This is a genomic window from Corynebacterium sp. HMSC064H12, from assembly GCF_001809925.1.
Lineage (GTDB): Bacteria > Actinomycetota > Actinomycetes > Mycobacteriales > Mycobacteriaceae > Corynebacterium > Corynebacterium jeikeium_D.
Genome location: NZ_KV799345.1, coordinates 23,832 through 37,862, shown reverse-complemented (window position 1 = coordinate 37,862; position 14,031 = coordinate 23,832). Strand labels below are relative to the sequence as shown.

At 59.8% G+C, this 14,031-nt stretch carries 14 protein-coding genes; 8 read left to right on the top strand and 6 right to left on the bottom strand.

Features of this window, described 5'->3' with window-relative positions:
• The first annotated feature begins 94 nt into the window (after positions 1-94).
• From HMPREF2681_RS06625 to HMPREF2681_RS06615, 3 genes are all read left to right on the top strand, one after another.
• Positions 95-1,267, top strand: coding sequence for an alpha/beta hydrolase (locus HMPREF2681_RS06625; RefSeq protein WP_070546501.1), 1,173 nt, complete (start codon positions 95-97; stop codon positions 1,265-1,267).
• Between the two features lie 258 nt (positions 1,268-1,525).
• Complete coding sequence (locus HMPREF2681_RS06620) at positions 1,526-1,861, top strand: PadR family transcriptional regulator (RefSeq protein WP_049190945.1); 336 nt, start codon at positions 1,526-1,528, stop codon at positions 1,859-1,861.
• The gene (locus HMPREF2681_RS06615) at positions 1,858-2,700 is read left to right on the top strand and encodes a DUF5808 domain-containing protein (RefSeq protein WP_070546499.1); all 843 of its coding nucleotides are present in this window, start codon (positions 1,858-1,860) and stop codon (positions 2,698-2,700) included. Before HMPREF2681_RS06620 ends, HMPREF2681_RS06615 begins: the two co-directional genes overlap by 4 nt.
• Positions 2,701-3,034: 334 nt before the next feature.
• Here HMPREF2681_RS06615 and serS read toward each other — a convergent pair whose 3' ends face one another.
• Together serS and HMPREF2681_RS06605 are read right to left on the bottom strand one after the other, a co-directional pair.
• Positions 3,035-4,306, bottom strand: coding sequence for a serine--tRNA ligase (gene serS, locus HMPREF2681_RS06610; protein ID WP_048731242.1), 1,272 nt, complete (start codon positions 4,304-4,306; stop codon positions 3,035-3,037).
• A gap of 46 nt (positions 4,307-4,352) precedes the next feature.
• Entirely contained in the window at positions 4,353-5,003 is a 651-nt protein-coding gene (locus tag HMPREF2681_RS06605; RefSeq protein WP_070546497.1) for a LysE family translocator, read from the bottom strand.
• 194 nt (positions 5,004-5,197) lie between these two features.
• On the opposite strand from HMPREF2681_RS06605, the gene HMPREF2681_RS06600 reads away from it, so the two are divergent.
• The 3 genes from HMPREF2681_RS06600 to HMPREF2681_RS06590 all read left to right on the top strand — a co-directional run bounded on the left by HMPREF2681_RS06600 (position 5,198) and on the right by HMPREF2681_RS06590 (position 7,467).
• Positions 5,198-6,451, top strand: coding sequence for a septum formation family protein (locus HMPREF2681_RS06600; RefSeq protein ID WP_246815955.1), 1,254 nt, complete (start codon positions 5,198-5,200; stop codon positions 6,449-6,451).
• A 47-nt stretch (positions 6,452-6,498) separates the two neighbouring features.
• Positions 6,499-6,843 (top strand): metallopeptidase family protein, encoded by a 345-nt coding sequence (locus HMPREF2681_RS06595; protein WP_070546493.1) that lies wholly within the window; start codon positions 6,499-6,501, stop codon positions 6,841-6,843.
• Positions 6,844-6,921: 78 nt separating this feature from the next.
• Positions 6,922-7,467 carry a DUF1707 SHOCT-like domain-containing protein gene (locus tag HMPREF2681_RS06590; RefSeq protein WP_038627001.1) on the top strand — a complete coding sequence of 182 codons (546 nt, stop codon included), beginning with the start codon at positions 6,922-6,924 and terminating at the stop codon, positions 7,465-7,467.
• Between the two features lie 34 nt (positions 7,468-7,501).
• On the opposite strand, the gene HMPREF2681_RS06585 is transcribed toward HMPREF2681_RS06590, so the two are convergent.
• Both HMPREF2681_RS06585 and pheA read right to left on the bottom strand, forming a co-directional pair.
• Positions 7,502-8,293 carry a histidine phosphatase family protein gene (locus tag HMPREF2681_RS06585; protein ID WP_070437302.1) on the bottom strand — a complete coding sequence of 264 codons (792 nt, stop codon included), beginning with the start codon at positions 8,291-8,293 and terminating at the stop codon, positions 7,502-7,504.
• A gap of 3 nt (positions 8,294-8,296) precedes the next feature.
• Positions 8,297-9,232, bottom strand: a complete 936-nt coding sequence (gene pheA / locus HMPREF2681_RS06580) for a prephenate dehydratase (protein WP_005510446.1) — start codon at positions 9,230-9,232, stop codon at positions 8,297-8,299.
• Positions 9,233-9,265: 33 nt separating this feature from the next.
• Between pheA and HMPREF2681_RS06575 the strand changes: the two genes are divergently transcribed.
• Positions 9,266-10,654 carry an amidase gene (locus HMPREF2681_RS06575; protein WP_070546492.1) on the top strand — a complete coding sequence of 463 codons (1,389 nt, stop codon included), beginning with the start codon at positions 9,266-9,268 and terminating at the stop codon, positions 10,652-10,654.
• On the opposite strand, the gene HMPREF2681_RS06570 is transcribed toward HMPREF2681_RS06575, so the two are convergent.
• Positions 10,651-11,460 (bottom strand): fructosamine kinase family protein, encoded by an 810-nt coding sequence (locus HMPREF2681_RS06570; RefSeq protein ID WP_070546490.1) that lies wholly within the window; start codon positions 11,458-11,460, stop codon positions 10,651-10,653. The genes HMPREF2681_RS06575 and HMPREF2681_RS06570 overlap by 4 nt on opposite strands.
• 131 nt (positions 11,461-11,591) lie before the next feature.
• On the opposite strand from HMPREF2681_RS06570, the gene HMPREF2681_RS06565 reads away from it, so the two are divergent.
• Positions 11,592-12,995 carry an LCP family protein gene (locus HMPREF2681_RS06565; RefSeq protein WP_306295205.1) on the top strand — a complete coding sequence of 468 codons (1,404 nt, stop codon included), beginning with the start codon at positions 11,592-11,594 and terminating at the stop codon, positions 12,993-12,995.
• Between the two features lie 104 nt (positions 12,996-13,099).
• Here the strand turns inward: HMPREF2681_RS06565 and HMPREF2681_RS06560 are convergent, their stop codons facing one another.
• Positions 13,100-14,017: a DUF5926 family protein gene (locus HMPREF2681_RS06560; protein WP_048731261.1), complete on the bottom strand. Its 918-nt coding sequence runs from the start codon at positions 14,015-14,017 to the stop codon at positions 13,100-13,102.
• Positions 14,018-14,031 lie beyond the last annotated feature (14 nt).

The following is a 14,031-nucleotide window of genomic DNA, read 5'->3' as shown; positions in this document are numbered from 1 at the left end:
GAGCCATTTTTATTATAAATTCAGGGCTTGTTTGTTATAATAAAATTATTATCACTACCATCCACTCCTCGATTGAAAATAGAAAAGAGCAATCATGCGTCGCGCATCGATTTTCACTGCGAGTGTGACCACCGCCCTGACTTTGGCACTGGCCACCCCGGCAGCATCAGCAGCCCCAACGGACTTCATCAAGAACCCGCTGGAGCCAACCCCTGACCCGCAGTCCACTGCAATGGTCGAACTGCCAACTACCCCGGCGCCGACCACTACAGTTGACGGACGCCACGTGACGGTCACCGACGGCTACATGACCTCACAGGATGGCAAGGGCACCCAGATTTACTGGAAGTCCAACACCATTCCGAACGCCAAGGCCACTGTCGTCGTCGTGCATGGCGCTGCAGAGCACCTGGGTCGCTACGAGTGGGTAACCGGCAAGCTTCTGAACGCCGGCTACAACGTCTACCGCCTCGATCACCGCGGTCACGGCCACACGGGTCAGGTTGAAGGCACTCCAGTTGCTCGTGGCCACATCGATGATTTCCACTCGCTTGTCGATGACCTGCACATGCTTGTAGAGAAGGCCAAGGCGGAGAACCCGAGCACGAAGACCTTCCTGCTCGGCCACTCCATGGGCGGCCTTGCCGTGGACTTCCACGGCATCAAGTACCCGGGCAGTGTCGATGGCATTGTCGCCAACGGTGGTGGCGCTCTTTTCAACCCCTACGGTGGCACGGACGAGGGCGAAACCATCACCCCAGAGGCCATGACCGATGTCCAGCGCGAGGCGCAGCCGACGATTTACCAGCGCCTGCCATTCCAGGACATGACCACATTCAACACTCGCATGCTCAAGGAAGTGCCGAACCGCACCGAGATGCGCGTGCCATCACTACCCGGCAGCGACTTGATTCAGCTTGGCAACCCGCTGGGTTCGAAGACCTCTTCTTCGCAGGCAGTGCGTGATGAGTACGAAACTGATCCGTACAACAACTCCAAGCTCTCGCTCGGCATGGCTCAGCAGATGGCTTTTGCCGCCACCTACAACGGCACCAACTCCGTCGACTTTGTTGAGCCGACCCTGGTCATGATGGGCGGCCAGGATGAGATTGTGCCGCCGTTCTTCTCGCGCGACTGGTACAACGGCATCTCGTCCACCGACAAGCAGCTGATCGAGTTCGAAGGCCAGTTCCACGAGACCTTCAACGAGCCGGCACAGCACGAGGCCATTGCGACGGCTATTGCCTGGCTTGATGCGCGTATCTAATTGAACGCTAAATAGGAACCGAACCGCTTCCTAGCAGTTACGAGTTCTCCATAGAGCTAACCCGGTGGAATGAGGGGCGATTGCCTTCTGGCAATTGCCCCTCATTTTCTTTGCCCTGCCCTCTCCGCGCCGTATAAAGCATGCAGTACTTGGCAATACAAACTACTGTGCGTATAGTTGGTATTACAAGGTACTAGGTATGAAAAGTATTCTGCCTGGGCAGATTCCTCCATACCGCCGGAAAGAAAGCACAACGCTATGCCCAAACGTCCACAGACACAACTGAAGAAAGGGGTACTTGAGCTCGCCATTCTCAAGCTGATTTCTCGCGAAGAGCTCTATGGCGCGGCACTCGTCGCAAAGCTCAACGCCTACCCCCACCTCAGCGCGCCCGCGGGAACCGTCTACCCCCTACTCTCGCGGCTGACCACCAACGGCTTGATTAGCAATCGCTGGGAGGAATCCCCCAAAGGGCCGCCGCGCAAGTACTACTCACTGACAGCCAAAGGAAAGCAAACACTCACGCAACTGCATCAGGACTTCATCGACCTATCCGCCGACATGACCGCACTATTTTCCGAGGAGCCCCAATGAACACCTACCTCACTGCCATTGACCACAAACTGCGCGAAATCGGCATATCGCACGCACAACGCAAGGCGATCATCGCCGAGCAGGAGAGTCTTCTGCAAGAGCTTAACGACGTCCACGCGGACCTGACCGAAGAGCTGGGAACGGCGACCGACTACGCAAATTGCGTAGCCGAACAAGTTGGCGAACCAAACACCTTGCGCAGGTACCTCTCCAAACCGCTTCGGGTATTTACCAAAAGCGGTCGCGCTTCCCTGTGGAACATGGACGACCCGCGGATCCTCCAACCTCACCTGTTGGGTTTTGGCTGGTCTATCAACTGGGCCGCAGTAGCGACCAAGCTGGGGATTGTCCGACCGGACGATATTGACGGTGAGGTTATCTCTGAAATTCCAGCTCGCACACTGCAGGCGACCGCTCTTCTCCCCGCGGCCGTGACGGTTGCGCACGGAGTCGCACTGGCTATGTCCTGGAAGCAGTTGCCTGCAGAAGTCCACACCAAATGGAAGCTAAACGGCGAGGCAGTTCAGAAGACAGCACCGAAGGAAACTCTGCTTCTTCCCTTCGTGGTTTCTACGGTCGGAGCTGGATTTTCAGCTGCTTCGCTGCTCAAGGCAGATGACCGCGAAGATACTCTGCGTGTTGCGTCCCTAGGCGCGCTCGCAAGCACAATTGCGCCATCTCAGCTGATCGGCATTCTCACGGAAGAAAACTCCAAGCTCAATCCAGCATTTGTGCGAGCTGGCGTTGCCCTCACTTCGGCCGTGGCTTCGTCTGCCTGCCTCGTCCTGCCCCTCCGAGCTGGGCTGAAGGCTGCGTGGAAGAAAGCTGGAGCAGCTTAAATCACGGTGCAGGATACATCAGCAGGTGAAAGACACATCAGCAAAATTGCTGTAATCCCGAATGTTGTACACAACCTCTACCACCTCGAGTGAGGCTATCCCCCTGGTTCAGTTGTGTTTTCGGTTGTGTTTCTACTCTCAACCTTCCTGGTGTTTTTACCTTCTCAATCCCCCAATTAATTTTTTAGCGCAATTACACGACTCACGTCCGAAAAAAGCCACTTCACGACACAGGCGTCACCTCATGCCAGCTGTGGAGGTGGCATGAGGTGACATAGGTGTCGTGAAGTCGCGGATGAACTGGGGCGGGGCCGCACCTGCTTAACCGGCTCGCTTAACCGGCTCGCTTAACCGGCTCGAGAACTTCCTTGCCCATCATGAACGGGCGCAGCGCCTCCGGAATCACCACAGAACCATCGGCCTGCTGGTGGTTTTCCAGAATGGCGACCAGCCAACGCGTCGTGGCCAGCGTGCCATTTAGGGTGGCGCAGTACTGAGACTTGCCATCGGCATCGCGGTAGCGGGTCTTCAAACGACGAGCCTGGAAAGTCGTGCAGTTCGAAGTCGAGGTCAACTCGCGGTAGGTGTTCTGCGTCGGCACCCATGCCTCGGTATCGAACTTGCGGGCAGCCGATGCACCCAGGTCACCACCAGCAACATCGATGATGCGGTACGGAACATCGACCGCGGCCAGCATCTCGCGCTCCATGTTCAGCAGCTTCTGGTGCTCTGCCTCCGCCTGCTCCGGCGGACAGTAGGAGAACATCTCCAGCTTGTCGAACTGGTGCACGCGCAGGATACCGCGGGTGTCCTTACCGTAAGAGCCCGCTTCACGACGGAAACAGGAAGACCAACCAGCGTAGCGACGCGGCCCCTCCGACAGGTCAATAATCTCGTTGGAGTGGTAGCCGGCCAGAGCGACTTCCGAGGTACCGACCAGGTAGAGGTCATCTTCCTGCAGGTAGTAGATCTCATCGGAGTGCGCACCGAGGAAGCCAGTACCCGACATGGTCTCCGGACGAACCAGCACCGGCGGCACCATCAGCTGGAAGCCATTCTGAGTTGCCTTCTGAGCAGCCAAGTTCATCATGGCCAGCTGCAGCATGGCACCGTAACCGGTCAGGAAGTAGAAGCGGGAGCCGGAGACCTTGACGCCACGCTCCATATCAATAAGACCCAGCGACTCACCGAGGTCCAGGTGGTCCTTGGGCTCAAAATCGAACTGTGGAATCTCGCCGATTTCCTCCAGCACGACAAAGTCATCTTCGCCACCGGCGGGCGCACCCGTAACGATGTTGCCAATCAGGTACTGCAGACGCTCGACCTCAGCCTCGGCTTCCTTCTGCTCCGCTTCGGCTGCCTTCACGGCGTCGGAAAGCTCCTTGGCCTTCTCCAACATGGCCGGACGCTCTTCCTTCGACGCCTGACCAATCTTCTTACCGAAGCCCTTCTGCTCCGAACGCAGCGCGTCGGTGGAGGCAATAACCTCACGGCGCTTAGCGTCAGCTTCCAGCAGCTGATCGACCAATGCCGGGTCCTCACCACGGGTGCGCTGGGACTCGCGGGCTACTTCAGGGTTTTCGCGGAGAAATTTGAGATCAATCACGTCACCTAGAGTACCTGGTTTACGTCGATAAGCAGGTACGCGCGGGTTAGAGCGCCGCCTCCGCTCCTGAAGCGACCAGCAGCGCGCCGAGGACGAGGAAGATCGCGCCGGCGACAGTGTCAATCCACGGCCCTGCCAGCACCATTCGCTTGACGACGGCATCCGTCGACACCACGATTGCGATAAATAGGAAGAAAGTGATTTGGGAGACGATTAGCACCAGCGTACAAAGCACGAGCGTCCCCACAGATGCGCCCGCGGGAATGAACTGTGAAAGCACTGCCGTGAGAAAGAGAACAATCTTCGGGTTCGACATGTTGGTAAAAAAGCCCTGGCGGAACGTCGCCTTCGGCGACCGGAGCGCCTCGCTTCCCAGGGCTGGTGCGGCACCGGCGCGCAGTTCGCGGAGGGTATTGATACCTGCCTTGGCCATACTGATGCCCATGTAAATGAGATAACAGCCACCGACAAGCTGGATTATGCCCATCAGCAAAGGATTGGCGGTGATGACAGCTGCGAACCCAAAAACGGTAAGCGTCATCCAGATAGTGGCGCCAGTACTGATACCTGCAACCGCTGCGATCGCGTGCTTTCGGGATTTGGTGGCAAGGCGCAGGATTAAGAAGACGTCAGGCCCTGGTGAGGCCATACCAATAATGTGGACGCCCAGCAGGCTGAGTAGTGCAGTCCAGGTCAAGACTTGAGTCCTCGGGTAGCGAACAAATACCGGACTATTGTAGTGCTTAAAGCTCTTGAGCAAATTTGGACCGCAAACTCGGGCAGAGCGTCGATGACTGAGCTCCCTGCCACGACATCAACACTCATGGCAGCGTTGTAGCTTTTAGCGTTACCTTGTCCACAGGCTCATTGGCGGTGCACAATGGGGTCACTATGGCTGATGACAATATGAACCAGGATCGCGAGCACGCTGCCGCCACAGACACTGACTCCGGTGCAGGTACTGGCGCAGATGTCAGCGCTGGTGCATCCTCCGCAGCCAGCAACGATGCCAACGCTTCGAATAACTCCCGTGGAAGCTGGGGAATGCGCGCTTTGTCGACGGCAATGCTGGTTGGCGCCGCGGGAATGGCATTCGCGCTGCAAGCGGGAGTCATCGAGCCACCGAGTGGGCCACTTGGGGGCAAGGGTTCGTCGGCAAGCGCGTCATCGTCGACAACGACGACCATCGTCGACAAGGAGACGACGGCGTTCACCAGCGCAACCGCGGGCAACTGTCTGGACTGGAATCTGGCAGAAGATTTGAATGTTTCTGACTTCCGCGTCGTGCCCTGTGAGCAGCCGCACGCTTATGAGGTCGCCAAGAAACTGAATCTCGCCGATTACGAGGAACATCCGGGGCAATACGCCAAAACTGCCAACTACCCGACAGCGGACAATTTGGTGGCTCTGCAAAATGGCGTGTGTCGCAACACTGTGACTGAATACCTGGGCGGCCAGTACGATCCAGACGGTCGATTTATCACGGCGCCGATCATTCCTTCACCTAGCCAGTGGGAAAAGGGTGACCGAACCTTCCTGTGCGGTATCCAGGTCGTCGATGAAGACGGCAACACGGCGCATATGTCCGGTCCTGCGGCCGGGCAGGACCAGTCCCGCGTGTTCGAGGGCGGCCGCTGCGTGACATTGGACGAAAACGGCGCCATCCGCCAGGTGCCGTGCGTGGAAGATCACCTGATGGAGTCGACGGGAGTTGTCAATCTCCGCGACCATTTCGGTGACAACGTCCCCACTGACCAGGAGCAAAATGATGTGCTCGCGGAACAGTGTGTGACTCTCGCGCAGAATTACCTCGGCGGTGACGACCCGCTGTATAACTCCACGCTGCTGCCATTTTGGACATCACTGTCGCAGGAGTCGCTCAATGCCGGCTCGCGCAGTGTGAACTGCTGGTTGATTAAGGACAATGGCCAGGGCGGGTTCTCCACTCTCAACGGCCACGCTAACGAGTCCTTCACTATCGACGGCCAGCCGCCCGTAGCTCCGCCACCGCGCAATCCGCTGCGGGAGGAGCAGGGTGACGCTGGCGCTGGCGCTGGCACAGGTGACGTCGGTGAGGTCGGTGCCGACGGTCCTGGCGCAGGAGCAGGCGCTGCGGATAACGCAGTCGCTCCCGCCGGACAATAGAACAATCGGCCAGTAAAACAAGAGGACATTGCGAGGCAGCACCATAAATGGTTGACGTTAGCCCGGAGCGGTTCGATGCACTTGTCGATGAGGCCATCGACCGCATCCCCACGCAGTTTCTCGACCAGCTCGATCAGGTCATCATCCAGGTCCACCCGTATAACCTCGACGAACCCACACTGCTGGGCCTCTACGAGGGCATACCTCTGACCGCGCGTTCTAACAACCACTGGGGTCCGCCTGACCAAATCAGCGTGTATCGCGACATGCTCTGCCGCATCAGCCGCACCGAAGAGGAGCTGGTGGAGCAGATTCGGGTCACTCTCCTGCATGAAATCGGGCATTATTTCGGCCTCGAAGAGGAGGATCTGGACCGACTCGGCTACGGATAAGTTTGTCCCGCCATGCACGGTCTCGTTCCTCTCGCGATACTGTCCACTCCCCTCTTCTTCCCTGTAGCCTTAATAACCATGAGCGACAACTCGAGCGAGAAGCCAGAAATCAGGGTCGGCGACAGGGAGCGCAACGCTGCCATGGAGCGTCTCGGCAATCATTTCGCTGATGGCTACTTGGATGTCGATGAGTTCTCCAAACGCGCCGAAAGTGCTGCTTCCGCTAAAACTCGGGCAGAACTGCAAACTCTCTTCGCGGACCTGCCCGCTGAGGTCTCCCCCGAGAGTTCACAGGGCACCCCGGCTAATCCGCAACATCAAAGTGTCGATCAAGAGCTGCAAAACCTGATGAAAAAGGGCCGCCAGCTCAACATTGTTGATTCTGCTGCAGGCGTTATCGTATGTGTCACTATCGTTCTGATGTTTTTCACCAATATCGATAACGCGTGGCTCGGCTTCATCGTCGCTGCGGCCGTTGCCCTTATCGGGCGCGCCGCCTTGAACATCAATGATGACGAAGAAGAGCTCCTCAACGAAATCAACGAAGAGGAATCCAAGCGTCGCACGGAACGCCTACGCCTGGCAGCTCAGAAGCGCCGCGAGATTCAGGAGGGCCAGCAGTAACGGTCAGCAGTAACGGTCGCCGTTTCGCTCTCTTCTAGGGCAACTCGCTGTCGCCCCAGCGACGCACATCCCACGTGCCCGGCTCAATGCCGGCACGCTTGCCGACGTCCACAGCGCTCGGAACCAGCTCAATTCGCTCGGTATTGGCAATGCGGTGTCGCAGTGCGTATTCCGGATCCACCCCGGTCAGATACTGCCCAATCAGACGAATAGCCGCGCCGTGGCTGACAATGACGACATCCTTGCTGCCGCCCTCCCCGGACTCCCTGGATTCACCACCTGTCGCCCCTGCCTGCACCAGCAGCTGCTGTAGCGTCGGCAGGTAGCGATTCAGCACGTCAGCACCGGATTCACCGCCGGGAAGGCGGTACTCCAGCTCCCCATTGAGCCACTGGTAGAAGGCACGCATGTACTCCATGTGCGCATCGCGGTCATTGCGCCCCTCGAGGTCGCCGGCCTGAATCTCGTGGAGACCACCCTCATGGCGGATGCGAACGGAAGTCTCTCCCAGGTGGTGCAGATTCGCGACCGCGCCTGCACCAGTTTGGCGTGCACGCAGGGCATGGGATGTGACAATGTCACCGATTCTGTGGACGTCGGGAAGCAAAAGACGTCCCAGACTGCGTGCCTGCCTCACACCGAGGTCGGTGAGCGGTGCGCCCGGCAATGCGGTATCCAGGCGGCGGTTGATGTTGCCGGTGGTCTGCCCGTGGCGGATGAAAATGATGCGCTGGGAATCAACCGGCATGACAGATTCAGGGCGGTCTGGGCGGTCATCGAGGAAAGGCAGCTGTCCAACTGGATTTTCGGGCGCGGCGGGTGTCATGTTTTACCTTCGTCCTTCCTTGAGCGCGTCGACCCATTCAATTGACTGGGAGATATCCGGCGGCGGGGTCATAATGCTGCGGCGACCGCCCTCAGCGACCGGCCAAGATCCCAGATACCGCAGGTCTTCGGCGTATTCGTGCAGTGCCGCGAGAGCCGCCGCAACCTGTGCATCATCAACGTGGCCGTTGCAGTCAATGTAGAAGCGGTAGAGGCCGAAGAGCTCGCGTGTCGGCCGCGACTCGATGCGGGTGAGGTTGACCTGTCGCACTGCGAACTCATTCATGGCGCGCATCAGTGTGCCGGGCTGGTTCGGCAGCGTGAAGGAGACCGAGGTCCGGTCGGCACCGGTGCGCGGCGTCGGCACACCAGGGCGCCCCACCAGTAGGAAACGGGTTCGGGCACCGCGCACGTCGGCGACCTCAGTGGCCAGCGCCTCAAGTCCGAGCAGCTCACCCGCGCGGGCCGGGGCAGCACAAGCGTCGTGGGTACCCTCGGCGACCTGGTGAGCCGCCGCCGCATTGGAGCTGGCCTGATGAACTTCCACGCCCGGAAGGTTGGCATCCACCCACTGTTTGACCTGCGGATACGCCACAGGATGTGTCGTAAAAGTACGCACCTGTTCCGCCGTCGTACCGGGACGGACCAGGATAGAGAAGACCACCCCGACCTCGGTTTCACGGAAAACCTGCAGCTCCGGCCCAGCAGCGAGGGCATCAAAAGTTGGTGTGACGGGACCGTCCACGCTGCTTTCGATAGCCACGCAGGCAAAGTCCGCTTCCCCTCGGCGCACGGCTCCAAGCGCGGCCGCGGGACTATCCACCGGCACCGCATTGACCGCGGATTCCCCTGCCGGATCAATCTCGCCAGCACGCGCCATGTCCCACAGCGCCTGCTCGGTGAATGTGCCCGCAGGACCCAAATAAGTAACCGTCGTCATAAGCTCAGATTAGAGGGCTTCTACACTTATTGCATGACCTTTTCTTCCGAGATGCCCGCCCGCGCCCTCACTGAAGCCGTGCGCAGTGGCGCAATCTCGGTATCGGAGATCGTTTCGGAATTCGCCACGCTTGCCGACGACGCCGCAACCAATCCCGCCCGTTTCGGTATTGCCACGTCCTTGGCCGAGCACGCTGTCGACCGTGCACGCAGCCTCACTGCTCAATCAGAGGCCGCCCGGCGCGCTAGCCACGGCCTCCCGCGTGACCTCCTGGGACTGCCAGTGGCGATTAAGGACCTATTCACCATCGCCGGTGTCAAATGCACGATGGGCTCCGCCAACTTGGCTTTCACCGCCACCGAAACCTCGGAACCCGTGGCGAAACTTCTGGCTCGCGGCGCCATCCTCACGTCGACTACACACACCTCCGAGGTTGGGATGACGGCCTACACCGAGCCGATTGGCTACCCGGCTCCGGAAAACCCCTATTTCGCCGCGCCCAATCAGCTGCCCAATCAGCCGGATACCGCGCCACGCACTCCCGGTGGTTCCTCGGGCGGCAGCGCAGTAGCTGTCGCAACTGGTGTCGTTCCCGCAGCTCTGGGCTCTGACGGCGGCGGTTCCATCCGCGTGCCTGCCGCCTGCTGTGGCCTCGTTGGGTTGAAACCGGCACACGATATTGCGGGTGGAAATCTCTCCACGCCCGCTTTTCTCACTCGCACAGTCGATGACGCAGCGCTACTGGCCGGGGTGCCCTTTTCCGCAACCTCGCATGTTTTCCGACGGTCCCAGCGCCCCCTTCGCATCGGTGTCACTGTCAGCCCGTTTCATGCTGAGGTGGACGTCGATAAGCGCTGGGCAAACGGTGCGTGGGCGGCGGCTGACCGTCTTGCCGACGCCGGGTATGAGGTGGTGGAAGTGCCCAGCCCCTATGACCCGGCAGGTCCGGACGTGTTCGAGATCTTTCGACGGACCATCACGCGAATGGCCACGAAATCACCGCGCGCGGACTACTCCGAGATCGTGCAGTGGATTCGCACCTGTGGCCAGGAGACTTCCGCAGCGGAGGCGGCAGCGACACATCAGCAGCGGATGGCTCTGCCCGGCGCGATTCGATCGCGTTGGGAAGTCGATGCGGTGATTACGCCAACGCTGGCGTTTGATCCGCCACGTATTGGGCATTTCTCTGCGTTGGCGCCGTGGGAGGACTTTGACGAGCAAACCCGGTGGACTCCGTGGTTATCGCTGTGGAATCTGACTGGGTGGGCAAGCGTGTCCGTGCCAATTGCTGTGCCGGGCACAAGCGGCAGCACACCCAACGCGGAGCTCCCCGCCACCAGCGTCAACATCGGTGCGGTGCGCTGCGGTGAGGCAGAGCTACTGGAGATCGCTAGCGTGCTGGAGGCTGCTAACGCCAGCTAACGCACGTACTTCGCTGCCATTGCCGCTGCCTGTCCGGCGTATCCGCCACCAAATAGCACCGCGTGCATGAGCACGGCATAGAGCTGGTGGAGTTCGCAGCTCTCGGCGAAATCCGGCAGGGGATGTACAGATTCGTAGCCACGCAAGATCTCGTCGAAGTGCGTTGCCCCGAATAGCGCCAGCAGTGCCAGATCTTCCTCCCGGGCTCCGCCGTGTGCCGCGGGGTCAATCAGGATCGCGCCGTCTGCATCCCACATGAGGTTTCCCCACCACAGGTCACCGTGGACACGCGCAGCGTCTGGCTCGTTGTCGAAATCTCCAGCCAAGAGTCGGTCAATGAGCTGGTCAAAGATATCTAGCTGACGGTTATTGTAGGAGTTTTCCAACTTTCCAAGCGTGGGCAGCAGACGTCCTTTCGCCCAGTATTCACCGAAGCTCTCCCGTGGAGTCAGGTCCATCTGTAGTGGCTGATCCAGCGGACCGAAGTAGCCGTGCCCCTCCCAGCCATCGGGGCCGGCACCCCAGCCAGCGGCGCCCAGATTGTGGGTAATAGCCAACGATTTTCCAAACTCGTACGCTGCCTGTGGATTCGGCGCCATCGACTCAATTCGACGCAATTTCAGCGCATGCCCGCTCACGCCCAGCACATCCACGACGCGCGCACCACCGTCAGATTCGCCCTCGCGCAGCCAGTCCAGCCCCGCCGCCTCACAGGCGAAGAACCCTCGAGGAACACCATGTCGGCTCTTGACATAAACATCCGACTCGTTGACTGCACGTTCGTAGTTCTGGTTCATTGCGGACATATTTCCAGCATATTCTTCTTCGTTCCCAACCCCTTTCAGCACGTCGCATGCAGGGTAACGCCAGCGCTACCAAGACTTGTATTGCTGTCTCGGTTCTCTTAGTCCGCTGTCGTTGCCTATTCTTTATTGGTATGGAAGGCAACTTCGACGACTCGCGCATTGCCCGCGACCGATACGGTAGGCCGCTTAAAGATCGCTATGGCCGCCCCATCTACCGCCGTGTGGACGAGGCGTCGCCGAAGCATGCCCGCCCCCGTGAGGCCGATTCGCGTGGCGCTTCACGACGCCCCATCCCGCCCCGTTCCGACCGCCCATCTAGGGCAGGGGCAGCCCGCCCAGCGCCTATGCCTCCGCGCAGGTCTAGGCCGCAACCGGAACGTCGGCAGGCGCCACTGAACGAAACGCGCATTGAGTCCCGTCCACCGGTGAACCGGGCCGGTAGCGGACGCGCTGGCAGCGATCCGCGGTTTCCCCCGCCCGGATATAACCCGGATGCGGATTTCCAATCTTCCTCGCACGGCTCGTCACAGGACTACTACAGTGCCCCACAAGCAGCGAGTTCTGGCCGTGGTGGACGCCGTGGCAGTCGTGGCGGCGCCGGCGTCAGGTCTGGGTTCCGCATGCCACGCTTGCGACTGCCACGCTTGCGCTTTAAATCCATCATCCTGCTTCTCGTCATCTTCCTTGTCGTCACAATGGCACTTGTCGACATCCGCCTGACCAGGGTCGATGCGTTCTCCGGTCTGGCAGATCGCCCTGCCAATACGATGTCCTCCAACTGGTTGCTTGTCGGTTCGGACTCTCGTACGGGCTTGTCAGAGGAAGATGCCGCCAAGCTGTCGACGGGCAGTGGTGATTTCGGCCAGCGCACCGACACCATCATGATTGCCCACATTCCGGTGCTCGGTAAGCCGAAGTTGGTCAGTATCCCGCGTGACTCCTTCGTGGATATCCCGGGCAATGACAAGAACAAGATCAATGCGGCATTCGCATTTGGTGGCCCCCAGCTACTCATCGACACTGTAGAGAAAAACACTGGAATTCACATCGACCACTACGCCGAAATTGGCTTTGGCGGTTTCGCCGGTGTCGTCGACGCTGTCGGTGGTATCGAGATGTGCCCTGAAGAAGCCATCGACGATCCGCTGGCAGGCCTGAATATCCAGGCCGGTTGCCAGAAATTCGACGGCGCGGGCGCCCTGGGTTACGTGCGCACGCGTGCTACCGCCCAGGGAGACTTGGACCGCGTAGAGCGGCAGCGTGAATTCATGAGTGCGCTGATGGGACGGCTGAAATCACCTGCGGTATGGCTCAACCCCTACCGCTGGATTCGCCTGGCCAATGCTGGCACTAAGGCCGTGTTCGTCGGCGATGGTGACCATGTCTGGCATCTGACCTGGCTGATGTTGCGCATGCTCTTCGGTTCCGATTCCCTTACCGTGCCTACCTCAGGCGCCATGGATACCGGTTATGCGGGCAATGTGCTGCTCTGGGACGAAGTCGAAGCGCCAGCACTTTTTGCGGAGCTGAGATAGCCAAGAGGGCAGCTAAAACAGCTTCGGATAGCTTTCGAGACAACTAACGCGTGTGACTTAGCATTTTGCTGAGCCACACGCGTTAGTTCTTAAACCAGCTACGCCTAGTTCCGAATGGTCACCTGACGGGACACGATGGTCTCACGGGACTTGCGCTCTTCGGCGGTCAGCGGCTCTTCGCTGGCCAGCGCCTCAGCGATACGCTTGTCGGCCTCTTCCACGGCAGCAATCCAGTGGTCGTGCGGCTTGGTGTTATCCAGGTCCCAGACCGGCACCAGCAGGCCATCGGTGCGGAAGACACCAGCGAACTTAGTGCCCTCTCCCAGCGAAAGGTTGTCCGCAGCGTGCACGCGTGCCAAGGCGTCCAGCAGTGGCTTCTCATCTTCACGGCGCACCCAGCGGATGTGAGCGCGCTCGCCCGGATCAATCCACCACACAGCGCCAGCGACCTTCGCATCCAGGCGGTACGACGGGAGAATCGCGTCGTTAGCCACGGCCAGGTTCTGCTCGATCATCGGGGTGCGTTCAATGCCCTTGGGAATCCACCACTCGAAGTCCTGGTGGACCTCCAGGTTGTCGAGATCCACGGCGGTCAGGACGTCGGTAAGCGGTGCGGCCTCGCCGTCAGTGGCGGAGGAGAGCTGCTGGCCCGGCTCTGCGTCACGGGCCCATGCCAGCGCACGGGAGAGATCCGCAGCGCCGTCATTGGTGCGCGCCTGCGTCTGCAGCGCGACGAAAGCCTCATTGCCCTGGTCAGCGGCACGCGTCAGGGCAGCAACGCCGCCTGGCAGCACGGTGCAGAGCTTGATGTCACGCTCGGCGTCAGCGACCGTGACCGGAATGACCACAGCCGGAGCGAACTCGCGGACAGCCACGATGTCAGCCTCTTCGTCGAAGTCCTTGAACGGACGCGGATTACCCAGCAGCGCTGCACGCTCAGCAGCGCGGGCTGCCAGCTTCGCCTGACGACGGCTCATGCCCTCCGGGGCCTGATTATTCTTCTTACGAGATTTCTTTCCCACAAGGCCACAGAATA

Coding starts and splice junctions, on each gene's coding strand:
- HMPREF2681_RS06625 (WP_070546501.1), top strand. CDS start 95: ATGCGTCGCGCATCGATTTTCACTGCGAGTGTGACCACCGCCCTGACT.
- HMPREF2681_RS06620 (WP_049190945.1), top strand. CDS start 1,526: ATGCCCAAACGTCCACAGACACAACTGAAGAAAGGGGTACTTGAGCTC.
- HMPREF2681_RS06615 (WP_070546499.1), top strand. CDS start 1,858: ATGAACACCTACCTCACTGCCATTGACCACAAACTGCGCGAAATCGGC.
- HMPREF2681_RS06600 (WP_246815955.1), top strand. CDS start 5,198: ATGGCTGATGACAATATGAACCAGGATCGCGAGCACGCTGCCGCCACA.
- HMPREF2681_RS06595 (WP_070546493.1), top strand. CDS start 6,499: ATGGTTGACGTTAGCCCGGAGCGGTTCGATGCACTTGTCGATGAGGCC.
- HMPREF2681_RS06590 (WP_038627001.1), top strand. CDS start 6,922: ATGAGCGACAACTCGAGCGAGAAGCCAGAAATCAGGGTCGGCGACAGG.
- HMPREF2681_RS06585 (WP_070437302.1), bottom strand. CDS start 8,293: ATGACACCCGCCGCGCCCGAAAATCCAGTTGGACAGCTGCCTTTCCTC.
- pheA (WP_005510446.1), bottom strand. CDS start 9,232: ATGACGACGGTTACTTATTTGGGTCCTGCGGGCACATTCACCGAGCAG.
- HMPREF2681_RS06575 (WP_070546492.1), top strand. CDS start 9,266: ATGACCTTTTCTTCCGAGATGCCCGCCCGCGCCCTCACTGAAGCCGTG.
- HMPREF2681_RS06570 (WP_070546490.1), bottom strand. CDS start 11,460: ATGTCCGCAATGAACCAGAACTACGAACGTGCAGTCAACGAGTCGGAT.
- HMPREF2681_RS06565 (WP_306295205.1), top strand. CDS start 11,592: ATGGAAGGCAACTTCGACGACTCGCGCATTGCCCGCGACCGATACGGT.